Consider the following 16,065-nt stretch of genomic DNA (forward strand, 5'->3'; position numbering starts at 1 on the left):
AGCCTCCAAGGAGCAGCGTCATGACGAACCTGGCCATCGCGGCGAACGGGCTGCGCAAGTCCTACGGCGACAAGGTCGTGCTCGACGGCGTCGACCTGGCCGTCCCCGAAGGAACGATCTTCTCCCTGCTCGGCCCGAACGGCGCCGGCAAGACCACCACCGTCCAGATCCTGTCCACCCTGATCCGGGCCGACGGCGGCACCGTCCAGGTCGCCGGCCACGACCTGGCCCGCAGGCCGGACGACGTACGCGGCGCGATCGGCGTCACCGGCCAGTACTCGGCCGTCGACAAGCTGCTCACCGGCGAGGAGAACCTGCTCCTCATGGCCGACCTCAAGCACCTGTCCCGCAGGGACGGCAAGCGCAAGGCCGCCGAGCTGCTCGACCGCTTCGACCTGGTCGACGCGGCGCGCAAACCGGCCTCGACCTACTCCGGCGGCATGCAACGCCGGCTCGACCTGGCGATGACCCTGGTCGGCGACCCGCGACTGATCTTCCTGGACGAGCCCACCACCGGCCTCGACCCGCGCAGCCGCCGCTCCATGTGGCAGATCGTGCGCGAACTCGTCACCGCCGGCGTCACCATCTTCCTCACCACCCAGTACCTGGAGGAGGCCGACGAGCTCGCCGACCGCATCGCCCTCCTCGACCACGGACGGCTGATCGCCGAGGGCACCGCCGAAGAGCTCAAGCGGCTCATCCCCGGCGGCCACATCGAGCTCACCTTCGCCGGCACGCACCTGCTCGAGGCGGCCCGTCACCTCGTCGAGGCCGGAGTCCCCGACCCCGAGGCGCTCACCCTGCAGGTGCCGAGCGACGGCAGCGTCCGCTCGATCCGCGAACTGCTCGCCCTCCTGGACGACCACTCGATCGACGTCGCCGAAATGAGCGTCCACACCCCCGATCTCGACGACGTCTTCCTCACCCTCACCGGCCAGCAGAAGGAGACCGTCCGATGAGCACCCTCGCCCTCGCCATGCGCGACTCCTCCACCATGGTCCGGCGCCAGCTCAAGCGCCTGATCCGCTACCCGTCCATGACCGTGCAGCTGATCATCACGCCCGTCATCCTCCTGCTGCTGTTCGTCTACGTCTTCGGCGGCACCCTCGGCGCCGGCCTCGGCGGTGGCCGCCACGTCTACGTCAACTACGTCGTCCCCGGCATCCTGCTCATGGCGGCGGCCACGGCCGCGACCGGAACCGCCGTCATGGTCGCCACCGACATGACCGAGGGCATCATCGCCCGCTTCCGCACCATGCGGATCTCCCGGGCCTCCGTCCTGACCGGCCACGTCGTCGGCAGCGTCGTCCAGCAGCTCGTCGGCATGGCGGTCCTCATCGGCATCGCCCTGGCGATCGGCTTCCGCCCGAACGCCACCGCCGTCGAATGGCTGGCCGCCATCGGAATGCTCACCCTGTTCGTCGTGGCCATCACCTGGCTCGCGGTCGCCCTCGGCCTGAAGTCCTCGACCCCCGAGGCCGCCAGCAACGCCCCGATGCCCTTGGTCGTGCTGCCCTTCCTCGGCAGCGGCTTCGTCCCCACCGACTCCATGCCCACGGCCATCCGCTGGTTCGCCGAGTACCAGCCCTTCACCCCGATCATGGAGACCGTCCGGGGCCTCCTCCTCGGCACCCCGATCGGTCACAGCGCCGCCATCGCGGCCGCCTGGTGCGTCGGCATCGCCGCCGTGTCCTACCTCTGGGCCAAGAAGACCTTCAACAAGGCCTGACCGTGGACCGGCCGAACAGGGCCGTCAGACCAACGGGTCTGACGGCCCTGAGGCTTTTTTCGGGTCAGTGGGCCATGTCGACGAAGCGGCTGTAGTGACCCTGGAAGGCGACCGTCACCGTGGCGGTGGGGCCGTTACGGTGCTTGGCCACAATGAGGTCGGCCTCACCCGCCCGCGGGGACTCCTTCTCGTACGCGTCCTCGCGGTGCAGCAGGATGACCATGTCCGCGTCCTGCTCGATCGACCCACTCTCGCGCAGGTCGGACACCATGGGCTTCTTGTCCGTTCGCTGCTCCGGGCCACGGTTGAGCTGGGAGAGCGCGATGACCGGGACCTCCAGCTCCTTCGCGAGGAGCTTGAGCGACCGGGAGAACTCCGAAACCTCGACCTGGCGGCTCTCCACCCGCTTGCCGGACTGCATGAGCTGCAGGTAGTCGATGATGACCAGGCGCAGGTCGTGCTGCTGCTTCAGCCGCCGGCACTTGGCGCGGATCTCCATCATCGACATGTTCGGCGAGTCGTCGATGAACAGCGGGGCCTCGGCGACCTCACTCATCCGCCGGGCCAGCCGCGTCCAGTCCTCGTCGTTCATCGTGCCGGACCGCATGGCATGCAGGGCGACCCGCGCCTCGGCCGACAGCAGGCGCATCGTGATCTCGTTGCGCCCCATCTCCAGCGAGAAGACCACGGTCGCCAGCTGGTGCTTGATCGCCGCCGCCCGCGCGAAGTCCAGAGCAAGGGTACTTTTCCCAATGGCCGGCCTTGCGGCGACAATAATCATTTGTCCGGAATGGAGGCCGTTGGTCAAGGCATCCAGATCCGTGAAGCCGGTGGGGACGCCGACCATCTGGCCGCCGCGGCTGCCGATCGCCTCGATCTCGTCCAGGGCGCCGGGCATGATGTCGCTGAGCGGCGAGTAGTCCTCGCCGGAACGCTTGTCGGCGATGGCGTAGACCTCGGCCTGGGCCCGGTCGAGGAGGGCGTCGGCGTCGGCGCCGTCGGTGCTGTAGCCGAGCTGGGCGATGCGGGTGCCGACCTCGACCAGCCGTCGCAGGACGGCCTTCTCCTGGACGATCTTCGCGTAGTAGCCGGCGTTGGCCGCCGTCGGGACCGACGCGACCAGGGTGTGCAGGTAGGGCGCGTCGCCGATGCGGCTGAGCTCACCGCGCTTGAGCAGCTCGTCCTTCACCGTGATGGCGTCGACCGGGTCGCCCCGGCCGTACAGGTCGAGGATCCGCTCGAAGACGGTCTGATGGGCCGGACGGTAGAAGTCTCGGCTCTGGACCATCTCGATGACCTCGGCGATCGCGGTCTGGGACAGCAGCATGCTGCCCAGGACGCACTGCTCGGCGGCGAGGTCGTGCGGCGGGGTTCGCTCGAACTCCCGCTCGTGTGACGGCATCTCGGTGACGCTCATTTCGGCACCCCCAACCGCCTCAAACGCTCACGTCTCCCACGTCTATCCCATGGGACTGACAGTCTGCGGCCGGTCCGGGATCGAAGGCAAAACGATCTGTGGAGGGCGCTGTGGACCACCTGTGCATACACGCCGATCCGGCTGTGCACATCGCCTGTGGACAACCTGTGGATACTCGAATCGCCTCGCCGAATAACGGCCGTGACCTGCGAAGACTCCATCCACCCCTTGTGGGCGGAAGAAAGTGGGGGCGATGGTCATCCACAGGGTCGCCCACAGGATCAAGTAATCGTTAACTCACCTTTGCCGGTTACAGTGGCACATCATGACGTTCCGGCACCCGTACGACCGAGAGATCCTCCGCCTCGCGGTCCCGGCGTTCGGCGCGCTCGTGGCCGAGCCGCTGTTCCTCCTCACCGACTCGGCGATCGTCGGTCACCTGGGCACGGTCTCCCTGGGTGCGCTCGGAGTCGCCGGGCAGATCCTCGGCACGCTCGTCAACCTGTGCATCTTCCTCGCCTACGGGACGACCGCCTCCGTCTCCCGCCAGGTGGGCGCCGGCAACCACCGTGCCGCCGTACGCCAAGGCGTCGACGGCATCTGGCTCGCCGCCCTCATCGGGGTCGCGCTGATCGTGGTCGGGCGCCCGCTCGTCCCCATGGTCGTGCGCGCGTTCGGCGCGTCGGCGGTCGTCGCGCCGCAGGCGGAGACGTACGTGCACGTCAGCCTCCTCGGCGTCCCGGGCATGCTGATCGTGCTGGCCGGCACCGGCGTGCTGCGCGGGTTGCAGGACACGAGGACGCCGCTGATCGTGTCGGTGGGGATGTTCGCCGTGAACGCGGGGCTGAACGCGCTGTTCGTGCTGGCGCTCGGGTTCGGCATCGCAGGTTCGGCATGGGGCACCGTCCTCGCACAGACCGGCGGGGCCGTCGCGTACGTGGTCATGGTCCTGCGCGGCGCGCGGAGCCACGGCGCGCCGCTCCGCCCGGATCTGAGCGGATTGCGGGCGTCCGCGACGGCCGGCGTCGGCCTCCTGATCCGCACGCTCAGCCTGCGCGTCGTCCTCGTCGTCGCGACGATGGTCGCCGCCCGCCTCGGGGACGCCCAGATCGCCGCGCACCAGATCGCGGCGAACGTCTGGACGCTCACGGCGTTCGCCCTCGACGCGATCGCGATCGCCGGGCAGGCCATCACCGGCCGTCAGCTCGGTGCGGGCGACGTCGCGGCCGCCCGCGCCGCCACCCGCCGGATGGTCGAGTGGGGCGTCGCGTGCGGAGTGGTGTTCGCGCTGGTGCTGTTCGCCGTACGGCCCTGGCTGCCGAACGCGTTCACCGCCGACGCCGCCGTACGGTCCCAGCTCCTTGACGCGCTGGTGATCGTCGCACTGTTGCAGCCGATCGCGGGAGTGGTCTTCGTCCTCGACGGGGTGCTGATCGGTGCCGGTGACATGACCTACCTCGCGGTGGCGGGCGTGATCCAGACGGCGGCGTTCCTGCCGGTGGCGTGGCTCGCGTACGCGCTGGGCGGCGGCCTGGTGTCGCTGTGGCTGGCGATGGGGGTCTGGATGGCCGCCCGACTGGTCACGCTCGGCCTGCGCGCCCGTACCGACGCCTGGTCGGTCGCGGGCGCCGTACGCGGCTAATCCTCCGCCTGGTCGGTCGCGGAGGGTGTGCGCGGCCGGTCCTCGCGGTCGGTCGCCGGCGGCGGGTCCTCGTGGCCCGGGTGCGTCTCTCTCGCGGCCGTCACGTGGGTGCGCATGCCGTCCAGCATCCGCTGCAGGCCGTACTCGAACGGAAGCTCGCCGCCGAGGTGTCCGGGTGGGCCCCGGACGGCCTGCTCGACACCTACACGACCGAAAGGCGTCCGGCGGCGGCGCGCGTCCTGCACAACACGCGGGCGCAGGTGGCGCTGCTGGCTCCCGGCCCGCGGGTCGACGCGCTGCGGGAGATCTTCACCGCCCTCGCCGAGACCGAGGAGGCCAACCGCCTGCTCACCGACCTCATGGGCGATCTCGATCTGCGGTACGACGTGGCCGTCGACCATCCGCTCGCCGGCCGCTACTGCCCGGACCTGGGCCTGACCGTGTCCGGCACGGCGACGAGCGTGGCCCGCCTGTCGCGGAGCGGGCGCCCGCTGCTGCTCGACCTCGGCGGCCGATCCACCGTGCGGGAAGCGGCGCGGCCGTGGGCCGATCGCGTCGAGGTCGTTGCCGGACGACGCTCCGGCGGCCGCCGTGCTCGCACGGCCCGACGGGTACGTGGCCTGGGCCGGTGAGGATGTCGGTGGCCTGCGAGAGGCTTGCGCCCGCTGGTTCGGAGCACCCCGTGAGTAATCAGTAGGGCGGAAATCCACGCTCGTGTCGGTCGGGGACGCTAGACTTCGAACATGTGTTCTACACAAGGGGAGCGCCTGGCTCGCCTCACCCGAGCGATCGACGACCTGGCGGCCGAGGGCCTCGGCGGCCTTCCGCCGGACGCGTGGGCGGAGCGGGTGGCCGGCATCTGGGCCCTCGTCGAGGGCATCGATCCCGAGCTCGCCCGCCGTCGCGCCTGCTATTCGACTCTGGAGTCCTGAACGACGCCCGCGTGCGGACGCCACCGCCCCGGCGTCCGCACGCGTAGGCCCCGGCGGCCTACTCCAGGGCCCGGCGACCTACCTCCAGGGCCCGGCGGCCGGGCATCCGGCCCAGCCCCGGGCGCCCTGGCGCCCTACTCCCGAAGCCCGCAGCGCGGCCGGGCGCCGGGCTCCGAAACCCGGTAGCCGTCCCGGCCCGGCGGGCCGGCCGGGGGCCTACTTTCCGTGGGGGCGCAACCGGCGGTGGTGGTGGGACGTGAGGCGGCGGCGTTCGTCGGACGGCGGGTCGGCGTCCGGTCCGGCGGGCGGTCCGGCGGGCGGCTCGGTGCGATGCGCGTCGTCCAGGGCCCGCCCCACCTCCGCCCGCAGGCGCGGCAGCCGGCGGTAGAGCACGTCACCCGGGCAGTCCGTGTCGTTGTAGTCGCGGTGACCGACGATCGCCTCGCCCGGGTCGAGCCGGTAGGCCGTGCACAGCCACGCGCAGACGTCGACCAGGGAGGCCCACAACCTGCCGGGCACGTCGTCCTCGAGATACGTGCCCTCGTTCTCGATGCCGATCGTGTGGTTGTTGTGGTGCAGCGACTGGGCGCCGACGACGAGCCGTCCCTGCTGGATCGCGGGCAGGGAGGCCGCCCGGCCCTCCATGACGTATCCGCCGCGGCTGATCGTCAGCTGCTCTCCGATGTCGTCCCAGCCCTGGTTCTTCATGTGGTAGCGCTGGATCTGCCGTGACAGCGCAAATGCGTGCGCACGGGACATATCGGTCACGTTGGGCGAGGCGGTGTGGTGAACGATGATGTGGTCCGGCGGGCGGTCGAGCACCCGCGGCGGCCGTCTCGGCGGCACCGCGCCCCATTCCCTGCGCGTGTACACCCTCGGCATCACATCGGCGTCCGCCCACCTCATCGCACCGGCCATCATGACATCTGCGGCCACGACACCCAGCATCCCCCGCAGCACATCCCGGCGCAGCGTCCCCTTACGCACGATCGCGGCCACCCCCCGTGGACGACTGATCGCTTAGCGTAGTGATCGCGACGCGGAATGCGAGGAGGCCGGATTGGGTGTTTCACGTGGAACGCCCCTCTGAGGTACGCGAAAGGGCCGGGCCCCAGGGGGGACCCGGCCCTTTCGCGTGCGCTGAACTCAGGTCAGCCGGCGAGGACCTCGAGTGAGATCTTCGCGCTCACCTCGGGGTGGAGGCGGACCGCGACCTCGTGAGAACCGACCGTCTTGATCGGGTTCTTCACCTCGATGCGGCGCTTGTCCAGCTCCGGGCCACCGGACGCCTTCACGGCGCCGGCGATGTCGGCCGGGGTGACCGCACCGAACAGCCGGCCGCTCTCACCGGCGCGCGTCCGCAGCCGGACCTTGAGCTTCTGCAGGTCGGTGCGCACGGCCTCGGCCTGCTCGACACTGGCGATCTCGCGGGCCGCGCGGGCCTTGCGGATCGAGTCGATCTGCTTCTCCGCGCCGCGCGTCCACTGGATCGCGAAGCCGCGCGGGACCAGGTAGTTACGGCCGTAGCCGTCCTTGACCTCGACGACCTCACCGGGCGCGCCGAGACCGGAGACCTGCTGAGTCAGGATGAGCTTCATGAAGAGTGACTCCTTTCTCAGCGAGCCGTGCTGGTGTACGGCAGCAGCGCCATCTCGCGGGCGTTCTTGATCGCGGTGGCGACGTCACGCTGGTGCTGGGTGCAGTTGCCCGTCACCCGGCGCGCGCGGATCTTGCCGCGGTCGGAGATGAACTTGCGCAGCAGCGCCGTGTCCTTGTAGTCGACGTAGGAGAGCTTCTCCTGGCAGAACAGGCAAACCTTCTTCTTCGGCTTGCGTGGTGCCGGTTTCGCCATCGTGGTGCTCCTTAGGAAGAGAGCCCCGCTCGCGCGGGAATGGTCGGTCGGATGATGAGTGGTGCCCGTAGGGGCTTAGAACGGCGGGTCGTCGGAGAAACCGCCGCCCCCGGTCGCCCAGGGGTCGTCGGCCGGCGCGTTGCCGCCTCCGCCGAAGCCGCCGCCGCCCGGTCCGCCCTGACCGCCACCGAAGCCGCCGCCCTGACCGCCACCGCCGTAGCCGCCCTGGCCACCGCCACCGCCGCCGTAGCCGCCGCCGCCGCCTCCACCGAAGCCGCCTCCGCCGCCGCCGCCGCCGGAACGCTGCGACTTGTTGACCTTGGCGGTGGCGTTCCGCAGGGACGGGCCGACCTCGTCGGCCTCGAGCTCGAAGACGGTGCGCTTCTCACCCTCGCGGGTCTCGTACGACCGCTGCTTGAGGCGGCCCTGGACGATGACCCGCATGCCGCGCTGGAGGCTCTCGGCGACGTTCTCGGCCGCCTGCCGCCAGACGTTGCAGGTGAGGAAGAGGCTCTCGCCGTCCTTCCACTCGCCGGACTGCTGGTCGCGGAAGCGAGGGGTGGAGGCCACGCGGAAGGTCGCGACCGGCTGCCCGTTCGGGGTGAAGCGGAGCTCGGGATCGGCGACCAGGTTGCCGACGATCGTGATCTGGGTGTCGCCTGCTGCCATGCGGCTCTCCGGTTACAGATCGGTACGTGTCGTGGGCTGACCGGGGAACGGTCAGTGGGCCTCGGGGCGGATGACCTTGGTGCGCAGGATGGACTCCTGCAGGTTCAGCTGCCGGTCGAGCTCTTTGACCGTGGCGGGCTCGGCCGTCAGGTCGATGACCGCGTAGATGCCTTCGGACTTCTTGGCGATGTCGTACGACAGGCGCCGGCGGCCCCAGACGTCGACCTTCTCCACGCTGCCACCGCCGTCCTTCACCACGGTGAGGAACTGGTCGAGCGACGGCTGGACCGTGCGCTCCTCGGTGTTCGGGTCGAGGATGACCATGACTTCGTAACGACGCATGCTGGTCCCAACCTCCTTTGGACTGGTGCGGTCACGGTCTCTCCGTGACAGGAGGGCTCTTGCGTCGTCCCGCGTCTCGGATGCGCGGGACCGACAAAGGCTATCAACAACCGGCAGCTCAATCGGCCGGAAGCGGGGACTCAGCGGCCCCGGCGGCGGTCGAGCTCGGACATGATGTCGGCCATCCGCGACCGCATGCGGGCCGTCTGGGTCGTCAGCATGGACAACTCCTCGATCAGCTCGGCGTCGTCGATGCCGGCCAGGTCACGAGTGATCATCGTCATGGCATCCTCCGTTCGAAACCACGTTCGACACTACCGCCTGGGACCGACAGTACGCTCGTCACCCCGGAGACCCCGGCGACGCACTTGACCAGCACCGCGGCGGGGAACGACTCTGAGAGAGACTCGTCCCTCGGAGGAGGTGACCGACCGTTATGTCACCACTCGCCATCCCGCGTCGGCTCATGGCACGGCAGACGCACCCCTTGGAGAACTCCCTCGCCCTCGTCACCGTGGTCGCCGGCCTCGCGACCTTCGTCCTCGGCGCCGTCCACACGACGCACTTCGTCGCCGTGTGCCTCGGAATCGTGACGTTCCTCTTCGGCCTGTACTCCCAACTCGTCTCCGCGACCACCGCCGAGCGCTGGCTCAACATCCTGGGCATCGGCATGGCCTTCGTCGGGCTCGGCCTGGGTCTGTCCCATGGCGGCTTCACGGTCTGACCCGCGGAGCGGTACGACCCCGGCCGCCGACGCCGCACGGCGGCCGGACCGGTCCGCCCCGGTCACCGGCGCGTCGGCCCCCGGCGGGGTGGGGCGGGCGGACCGGTCCGGCCCGGTCGCCGGCGCGTCGGCCCCAGCGCGGTGGACGGACCGGTGCGGACATGGCTCTCTCGTCCGACCGCGCGCGTAGGCTCGTCGCCATGCTGCGAATCGGAGCCCACGTCGACCGCACGGACCCGCTCGCCGCCGCGGCGGCGAAGAAGGCCGAGGCGGTCCAGTTCTTCCTCGGGGACCCGCAGGGCTGGAAGGCCCCCGTCCTGCCCGAGGGCTACGAGGCGATCCGCGACTCCGACGTCGACGTGTACATCCACGCGCCGTACGTCGTGAACGTCGCGACGTCCAACAACCGCATCCGGATCCCGAGCCGCAAGATCCTCACCCAGCAGCTCGAGGGCGCCGCGAAGATCGGCGCGAAGGGTCTGATCGTGCACGGCGGGCACGTGCTGAAGAACGACGATCCGCAGACCGGCTTCGACAACTGGCGCAAGGTGTTCGAGCGGATGGAGGAGTGCCCGGTCCCCGTGTTCATCGAGAACACCGCGGGCGGTGACAACGCCATGGCCCGCAGGCTGGAGCGGATCGCCCGGCTGTGGGAGGCCCTCGACGGCTTCGACGTCGGGTTCTGCCTGGACACCTGCCACGCGCACGCGGCGGGTGAGGACCTCGTCGAGGTGGTCGAGCGCGTCAAGGCCATCACCGGCCGGATCGACCTCGTGCACTGCAACGACAGCCGCGACGCGTTCGGTTCCGGCGCGGACCGGCACGCCAACCTCGGCGACGGCCATATCGACCCGGAGCAGATCCTGGCGGTCGTACGGGCGGCCGGGGCACCGGTGATCGTGGAGACGCCCGGCGACGGGCAGGCCGCCGACATCGCCTGGCTCCGCGAGCACCTCTGATCCAAGAGTTATCCACAAGCTGTGGACGACCCATGCCGTGGTGAGCCAGGGATTCCAGCGGGAAGCGGCTCCCCGGATGTCCACAGCCTGTGGAAAGCGGCGGACGCGGCTCAGACGTCCGGGAGCCCCACGGGCCCGTGCTCCCGGTCCTCCTCCGTCATGAGGATGAGGACGGACAGCGGCGTCGTGGTGTCCCGCCAGTGCTCGACCGCGGCGGTGAACACCTCCAGCAGCGTGTGGTGGGTGGCGGGGTCGGCGCCGGCCAGGTCCCGCCAGTGCTCGTACAGGACCAGATAGCCGCAGTTCGCCGGCGCCCAGGACAGATCACGCAGGCTGTCCTGGAGGGCGTCCCAGTTGTGCCCGAAGTACGACGGCAGGACGAACTCATCGGCGCACCGCGCGAGAAGCCCCCGCTTGTCGCGCACGTCGTGGACGTCGAGCCAGAACACCCGCCGGCCGGCGCGCTCGGCCTCGGCGGCGCCGCGCGCCGCCTCCTTCCGGTCGACGGGCCAGGTGTAGACGCCCGGCGGCCGGCGCCCGGTCAGGATCTCCGCGATCATTCGTCACCCTCGTCCCGCAGGTCCGTCTGTCGCTCGCTGTTCTACCTTCGAGGATCCCGCCTACACCCGTCCGGCCTCAGCCCGCCCAACCTCCGGAGTTGTAGGTCACCACCTCGGCGACCATCAGCGGGATGAAGAGGGCGAGCAGGAAGAGGTACGCGGGCCGCCGGCTCCGGCCGATCGCCAGCCACAGCGGCCACCACAGCAGCGTCGCCCGGCCGATCGACAGGTAGTACGCCGAGGTCAGCAGCGAGAGCAACGGCAGCCCGACGTACACGCTCTCCGCCCACTGCCGTCGCCACAGCAGCCAGCAGGTCAGCACCACGCCGACGGCGGCCGCGATCAGCTCGACGCGGAAGGCCGTCGTGAACTGGTCGTGCGTGCCGAAGGCCGCGTGCCACGTCGTCTCGAAGGACTTCCACGGCCAGACGGTCGAGCGGCCCCAGCCCGCCTCCTGCGCGTGCTGCCACGCCGACCAGTCGCCCGTGCGCCGCCACAGGTACAGGATGTAGCCCAGCACCGGCAGGAACGGCACGGCCAGCCACGGCGCCGACCGCCACCGCCGGTCCGCCGTCAGGAACTCCACGATCAGCGCGACGGCGAGGAACAGCCCGGTGACCCGCACGCAGGACGCGCCCGCGGCGCACAGGGCGGCGGCCTCCCACCGCCGCTGCCGGGCCAGCAGCCAGGCCGGCAGCGCGAACGCCAGGAACAGGCTCTCGGAGTAGCCGGCGAACAGGAACACGGCGTACGGGCTGACGAGCAGCGCGAGCACCGCGCGCGGTCCCACGGCGCCGGTGATCCCGTGCGCGCCGAGCCTCGGGTGGCTGGCGTGCGCGCCGGGCGCCGTGCCCGCGGGCTCATCGCCGAGCCGGGCCAGCGCGACCATCGCCACCGCGCCGGCCACGAGGCTGACCAGCAGCGCCGACAACTGCCAGTTCGGGATCAGCGGATGGAGGATCCGGAGCGCGAGGGGCAGGCCGGGGAAGAACGCCGGCAGGCCGGGGTCCGGCGGGTGGGAGGGATCGCCGCGGTAGCCGTACCGGGCGATCTCCACGAAGTGGTCGACGTCCCACTGGGTCCAGCGGTTCAGGAAGGAGTCGTGCAGGTCACCGTACGACCACAGCGCCGAGGCGAGGAGCGAGATCGCCAGCACGGCCGCCCGCGTGCCGAACCAGGCGCCCAGCGCGAGCCGGTCGCCGGGGCGGAGCCGCTCCGCGCCGACGCCGTCCGAGTGATCTTCCGTGGCCATGGCTCACGCGGGCCGCGGCGCGCGGCGGCGCACCAGGACGAAACGGTCTTCTGCATCGTCGAGGACGCCGCCGGCCGGGTCGTCGGCGCCGTCGGCCCGTACGGCGTCGAGCCGGGGCACGAGGATGTCGACCACGACGAGCACGGCCAGCAGCAGCACCGTCAGGAAGCGGGCCAGCAGGGCGATGAAGTACACGCCGTCGCTGATGCCCGCGGCGGGGGCGTGCCCGGCGAAGATCGCGGACAGGGTGGCGGACAGCCCCACACCGGGGTGCTGCTTGGCACCGGCCATGAGGTACCACCAGATGCCGAAGAAGTAGACGATCTCCCCTGCCTGCCACAGCAGGAAGGCCGGCAGCTTCGGCCGGGCGAGCGCCGCCAGGGGCAGCAGCCACAGGACGTACTGCGGCGACCAGACCTTGTTGGTCAGCAGGAAGGCCGCGAGCGTCAGGAACAGCACCTGCGGCAGCCGCGGCCGGCGCGGGGCGAGCAGCACGAGCAGCGCGATGCCCAGTGCGAGGATCACGAATCCGCTCTCGCCCATGAGGTTCAGGGTGGGCACCTTGTCGACGGACGACAGGCCCTTGCGCTCGGCCAGGAAGAAGATCGAGCCCCAGTCGACCGGGCGTTCCTGGTTGAACGTGTAGAACCGGCTCCAGCTGTCCCACGCGGCCAGCGCGATCGGCACGTTGACGACCAGCCAGGCGACGACGGTGCCGGCCAGCAGCCGGCCGAACTCCCGCCACCGGCCCGTGCGCAGGCACAGCAGGAAAAGCGGGCCGAGGAAGACGAGGGGGTAGAACTTCGCCGCGACCGCGAGGCCGAGCAGGGCGCCCGCCACGCCGGGGCGGCGGCGGGCCCACGCCGCGAGCGCCAGCGCGGACAGGGCGACGGCGAGCAGGTCCCAGTTGATGTACGCGGTGAGGAGCAGCGCGGGCGACGCCGCGACCATCATCCCGACCCGGCGGCTCTGTCCCCCGGCGACGAGCGCCGTCGCCAGCACGGTGACCGCCGCGCAGAGCACGAGGACCACGGCGGTCAGGTTGAAGAACCACATGCCGCGCGAGATGGCGTCATTACCGCCGAACCAGCGCGCCGCCGTCGCGGCGACCTGCATGAAGCCACCGGTGAGCACGGGGTACTCGACCGGTTCGGGAATCTTGTCGAGGTACGGGACCTTGCCGTCGGCCAGGCCCCGCCCGAAGTACAGCGGATAGATGTCGGTGTAACAGGCGTTGCGCACGGTGGGGATGAAGTCGAACCCCACCTGCTTGCACGGGACCTTCTCCAGGTAGCCCAGGACCGAGACCGCCGCGGTCGTGGACACGAGCAGCGGCAGCAGCTGCCGGAGGCCCATGAGGGCACCGGCGGGGCCGGGGGAGTCCGCGACTCCCCCGGCCCCATCGATCATCTGTGACTCCGGCATGTCGGCAGGCTATTCCTTCAGCGGCCGTGCGGCCTGATCCTGCACGCCCGGGCCGGTGTTGCCGTTGCCGTGCTTACCGGGAGGACCGCCCGGGTCCGTCGACGGCGAATCGCAGTTGAAGGTGATCGGCGGCCTGCACGAGGTGGTCGGATTCGAGCTGGGCGAATGGTTGTGACAGTGCGGGAGGCCCGGCTGGCACTGCCCCGTGTTGCCCGGGTTCGGCGTCTTGCCCGGCTTGCAGTGGTCGATCGCCGGGATCTCGCCCTCCTGGCACGTCGGCGTCGGCGATGCCGACGGCGTCGTCATGGTCGGGCTCGGCGTCGCGAACTTCTGAGTGTTGCCCCCGTAGACCGGCCCTTCGAAGTGCGTGACCGGCTTGTTCGCGAGGGCCGTGCTCATGAAGTCGTGCCAGATCTCGGCCGGGAAGTCACCACCGTTGACGTGCCCCAGGCCGCCGATGTTCTGCAGCGGGAGGAACTTGTGCTGCTTGTCGCGGTACCGCCACATGGCGACCGACGTGACGTACTGCTTCGGGGTGAACCCGACGAACCAGGCCGCCATGTTCTTGCTGGTCGTACCGGTCTTGCCGGCGACCTCCCGGCCCGGCAGCGCCGCGCGGTAGCCCGTACCCGGGTACTTCACGACCGACTGCATGGCGTACTGCGTGTCCCGGGCGACGTCCTTGGAGAACGCCTCGTGCTTGGTGACGTAGTGCTCCCACTTCTCCGGCTTGTAGGGAGCGTTCTTTGAATCGAGCACCTTCTTGATGATGTGCGGCCGGATGTACTCGCCGTCGTTGGCGATCGTCGCGTAGCCGCCGGCTTGGGCCAGCGGGCTCATGTCGGCCTGGCCGAGGAAGAAACCACCCTGGCCGAGCTGTTGTTTCATGCTGTCGCCGGGGAGCCCGGCCTTCTCCGCGAGGTCGAACACCTTCTGCGAACCCGCCTTGAAACCGAGGGGCACGTACACGGTGTTGTACGACATCTGCGTCGCCTTGATGAGGTCGACGACCTCGTTGGTGTTGCCCTCGTCGTTCACGACGGTCATCGCGCCCGATGTGCCCTTGGGGACGCTCTCACCGTCGGTCGTGAAGTACTGCGGCGCCCGGGCGTCGAACATGCTCTTCAGCCCGATGCCGTTGTCGAGGGCGGTCGCGAGAACGTACGGCTTGAAGGAGGAGCCCACCTGGACGGTCGAGTAGAACGCGTCGTCCTGCTGCCGTTTCAGGTAGTCCTTGCCGCCGTACGCCGCCAGGACCTCCCCGTTGTTCGGATCGATGGTCACCAGGCCGACGCGTGTGTCACTGGGCAGGCCCTTGAGCTTGGGCTCGACGGCCGCCACGGCCTTGTCCTGTAGATCCTTGCGCCAGGTGGTGTAGATCTTCAGGCCCTTGGTGTTGAGCTCCGTGTCGGTGAAGCCCATGGAGTTCCGCAGGACGTTGGTGATCCGCTGCAGGAGGTAGCCGTTCTGACCGCGGTAGGAACTGCTCTTGGATTTCTTCACCTTGGGCAGGTGGTTCTGGTACTTGGCCAGGTCGGCGTCGGACAGGTTGCCCATCGTGTGCATGCCCTGGAGCACCCAGTTGTAGCGCTCCATGGTGTCGGTCCGCTCCTGCCCCTTGCTCGCGGGCGTGTAGTACCCGGGCTGCTTGATGTTGGAGGCGAGGATCGCGGCCTCGGGGACGGTGAGCTCTGCCGCGCTGTGGCCGAACCAGATGCGCGCCGCCGTCTCGACGCTGTACGCGCCGGTCATGTCCTTCGTCGGCGCGCCGAAGTAGATGGTGTTCAGGTAGTTCAGCAGGATCTCGTCCTTGCTGGTCTGCTTGTTGACCTTGACCGCAATGAAGATCTCTTTGAACTTCCTGGTGAACGTGCGGTTCTGCGACAGGTAGGCGTTCTTGACGTACTGCTGAGTGATCGTCGAGCCGCCCTGCGTGTCGCCGCCCTTCACGTCGTTGTAGAACGCGCGGGCGATGCCCGTCGGAGAGATCGCCGCCTCGTGGTAGAACTTGCGGTCCTCGGCGGCCAGCACGGCCGCCTGCATCGGCTTGCTCACCTTCGACAGGCTGGGCAGGATCTGACGCGATGCGCCGATCCGGCCGAGGACCTCGGGGTTCTTCGCGCTCCCACCCCAGTAGATCGTGGTGCCCTGCTCCTGAACGTCCGAGTTGATCTTCGGCACCTTGACCATCGCGTACGCGACGCCGACCCCGCAGATGGTCGCGAGCGTGCCGATGCCGAAGACGCCGACCCACAGCTTCCACGACAGGAGACGCCGCCAGCCCTTCCGCTTCGCCTTCTTGCCGGAGCCGCGCCGCGTGCCGTCACCGTCGCCGGGCCGTCGGCGACCCGGTCCGCCACCGCCACCCGAGCCTCCGGGGCCACCGGGACCTCCTGGGCCGCCCGGACGACCGGGACCACCGGGGCCACCGGGATGGGGCCGGGTGGGGAGCGCAGGGAGGTGAGACCCGTCGACCTGCGGCTGCGGCCGGGTCGGGGCAGGTCCGGCAGACCCCGATCGACCGTACTCTGGCCCGTAATCGCTGCTGTAACTCACGCGACC

At 70.0% G+C, this 16,065-nt stretch carries 17 protein-coding genes and 1 pseudogene; 7 read left to right on the forward strand and 11 right to left on the reverse strand.

Annotated elements, in window-relative coordinates; translation table 11 throughout:
* Positions 1–20 precede the first annotated feature (20 nt).
* Both NDW01_RS17250 and NDW01_RS17255 read left to right on the forward strand, forming a co-directional pair.
* The gene (locus NDW01_RS17250) at positions 21–959 is read left to right on the forward strand and encodes an ATP-binding cassette domain-containing protein (RefSeq protein ID WP_252821727.1); all 939 of its coding nucleotides are present in this window, start codon (positions 21–23) and stop codon (positions 957–959) included.
* Positions 956–1,729, forward strand: a complete 774-nt coding sequence (locus tag NDW01_RS17255; protein WP_252821729.1) for an ABC transporter permease — start codon at positions 956–958, stop codon at positions 1,727–1,729. The genes NDW01_RS17250 and NDW01_RS17255 overlap by 4 nt, the downstream gene beginning before the upstream one ends.
* 64 nt (positions 1,730–1,793) lie before the next feature.
* Here NDW01_RS17255 and dnaB read toward each other — a convergent pair whose 3' ends face one another.
* Positions 1,794–3,146, reverse strand: a complete 1,353-nt coding sequence (dnaB, locus tag NDW01_RS17260; protein ID WP_252821731.1) for a replicative DNA helicase — start codon at positions 3,144–3,146, stop codon at positions 1,794–1,796.
* Positions 3,147–3,471: 325 nt separating this feature from the next.
* Here dnaB and NDW01_RS17265 point away from each other — a divergent pair, with 325 nt between their 5' ends.
* The 3 genes and pseudogenes from NDW01_RS17265 to NDW01_RS17275 all read left to right on the forward strand — a co-directional run bounded on the left by NDW01_RS17265 (position 3,472) and on the right by NDW01_RS17275 (position 5,720).
* Complete coding sequence (locus NDW01_RS17265) at positions 3,472–4,788, forward strand: MATE family efflux transporter (protein ID WP_252821733.1); 1,317 nt, start codon at positions 3,472–3,474, stop codon at positions 4,786–4,788.
* 104 nt (positions 4,789–4,892) lie between these two features.
* A pseudogene (locus NDW01_RS17270) lies at positions 4,893–5,478 on the forward strand (aromatic-ring hydroxylase C-terminal domain-containing protein).
* 53 nt (positions 5,479–5,531) lie between these two features.
* On the forward strand, positions 5,532–5,720 hold the full coding sequence (locus NDW01_RS17275; RefSeq protein WP_252781262.1) for a hypothetical protein: 189 nt from the start codon (positions 5,532–5,534) through the stop codon (positions 5,718–5,720).
* A gap of 216 nt (positions 5,721–5,936) precedes the next feature.
* Here the strand turns inward: NDW01_RS17275 and NDW01_RS17280 are convergent, their stop codons facing one another.
* The 6 genes from NDW01_RS17280 to NDW01_RS17305 form a co-directional block, all read right to left on the reverse strand.
* Positions 5,937–6,707, reverse strand: coding sequence for a peptidoglycan recognition protein family protein (locus NDW01_RS17280; protein WP_252821738.1), 771 nt, complete (start codon positions 6,705–6,707; stop codon positions 5,937–5,939).
* A 164-nt stretch (positions 6,708–6,871) separates the two neighbouring features.
* Entirely contained in the window at positions 6,872–7,318 is a 447-nt protein-coding gene (gene rplI / locus NDW01_RS17285) for a 50S ribosomal protein L9 (protein WP_252781264.1), read from the reverse strand.
* Positions 7,319–7,335: 17 nt separating this feature from the next.
* A complete protein-coding gene (gene rpsR, locus NDW01_RS17290) occupies positions 7,336–7,572 on the reverse strand; it encodes a 30S ribosomal protein S18 (protein ID WP_252781265.1) in 237 nt (78 codons plus the stop codon).
* 75 nt (positions 7,573–7,647) lie between these two features.
* Positions 7,648–8,241, reverse strand: a complete 594-nt coding sequence (locus tag NDW01_RS17295) for a single-stranded DNA-binding protein (protein ID WP_252821740.1) — start codon at positions 8,239–8,241, stop codon at positions 7,648–7,650.
* A gap of 51 nt (positions 8,242–8,292) precedes the next feature.
* Positions 8,293–8,583, reverse strand: coding sequence for a 30S ribosomal protein S6 (gene rpsF, locus NDW01_RS17300; protein ID WP_252781267.1), 291 nt, complete (start codon positions 8,581–8,583; stop codon positions 8,293–8,295).
* 140 nt (positions 8,584–8,723) lie between these two features.
* Complete coding sequence (locus tag NDW01_RS17305; RefSeq protein ID WP_252781268.1) at positions 8,724–8,867, reverse strand: hypothetical protein; 144 nt, start codon at positions 8,865–8,867, stop codon at positions 8,724–8,726.
* A 182-nt stretch (positions 8,868–9,049) separates the two neighbouring features.
* On the opposite strand from NDW01_RS17305, the gene NDW01_RS17310 reads away from it, so the two are divergent.
* Positions 9,050–9,307 carry a hypothetical protein gene (locus tag NDW01_RS17310; RefSeq protein WP_252821742.1) on the forward strand — a complete coding sequence of 86 codons (258 nt, stop codon included), beginning with the start codon at positions 9,050–9,052 and terminating at the stop codon, positions 9,305–9,307.
* A 200-nt stretch (positions 9,308–9,507) separates the two neighbouring features.
* Positions 9,508–10,266 (forward strand): deoxyribonuclease IV, encoded by a 759-nt coding sequence (locus NDW01_RS17315; RefSeq protein ID WP_252821744.1) that lies wholly within the window; start codon positions 9,508–9,510, stop codon positions 10,264–10,266.
* 110 nt (positions 10,267–10,376) lie between these two features.
* Here the strand turns inward: NDW01_RS17315 and NDW01_RS17320 are convergent, their stop codons facing one another.
* The 4 genes from NDW01_RS17320 to NDW01_RS17335 all read right to left on the reverse strand — a co-directional run bounded on the left by NDW01_RS17320 (position 10,377) and on the right by NDW01_RS17335 (position 16,059).
* Entirely contained in the window at positions 10,377–10,826 is a 450-nt protein-coding gene (locus tag NDW01_RS17320; protein WP_252821746.1) for a barstar family protein, read from the reverse strand.
* Positions 10,827–10,902: 76 nt separating this feature from the next.
* Complete coding sequence (locus NDW01_RS17325) at positions 10,903–12,078, reverse strand: mannosyltransferase family protein (protein ID WP_252821748.1); 1,176 nt, start codon at positions 12,076–12,078, stop codon at positions 10,903–10,905.
* A 3-nt stretch (positions 12,079–12,081) separates the two neighbouring features.
* Positions 12,082–13,503, reverse strand: coding sequence for a glycosyltransferase family 87 protein (locus NDW01_RS17330; protein ID WP_252821750.1), 1,422 nt, complete (start codon positions 13,501–13,503; stop codon positions 12,082–12,084).
* Between the two features lie 9 nt (positions 13,504–13,512).
* Positions 13,513–16,059 carry a transglycosylase domain-containing protein gene (locus NDW01_RS17335; RefSeq protein WP_252821752.1) on the reverse strand — a complete coding sequence of 849 codons (2,547 nt, stop codon included), beginning with the start codon at positions 16,057–16,059 and terminating at the stop codon, positions 13,513–13,515.
* Positions 16,060–16,065 lie beyond the last annotated feature (6 nt).

This window comes from Actinoallomurus soli (assembly GCF_024055715.1).
GTDB classification, from domain to species: Bacteria; Actinomycetota; Actinomycetes; order Streptosporangiales; family Streptosporangiaceae; genus Actinoallomurus; species Actinoallomurus soli.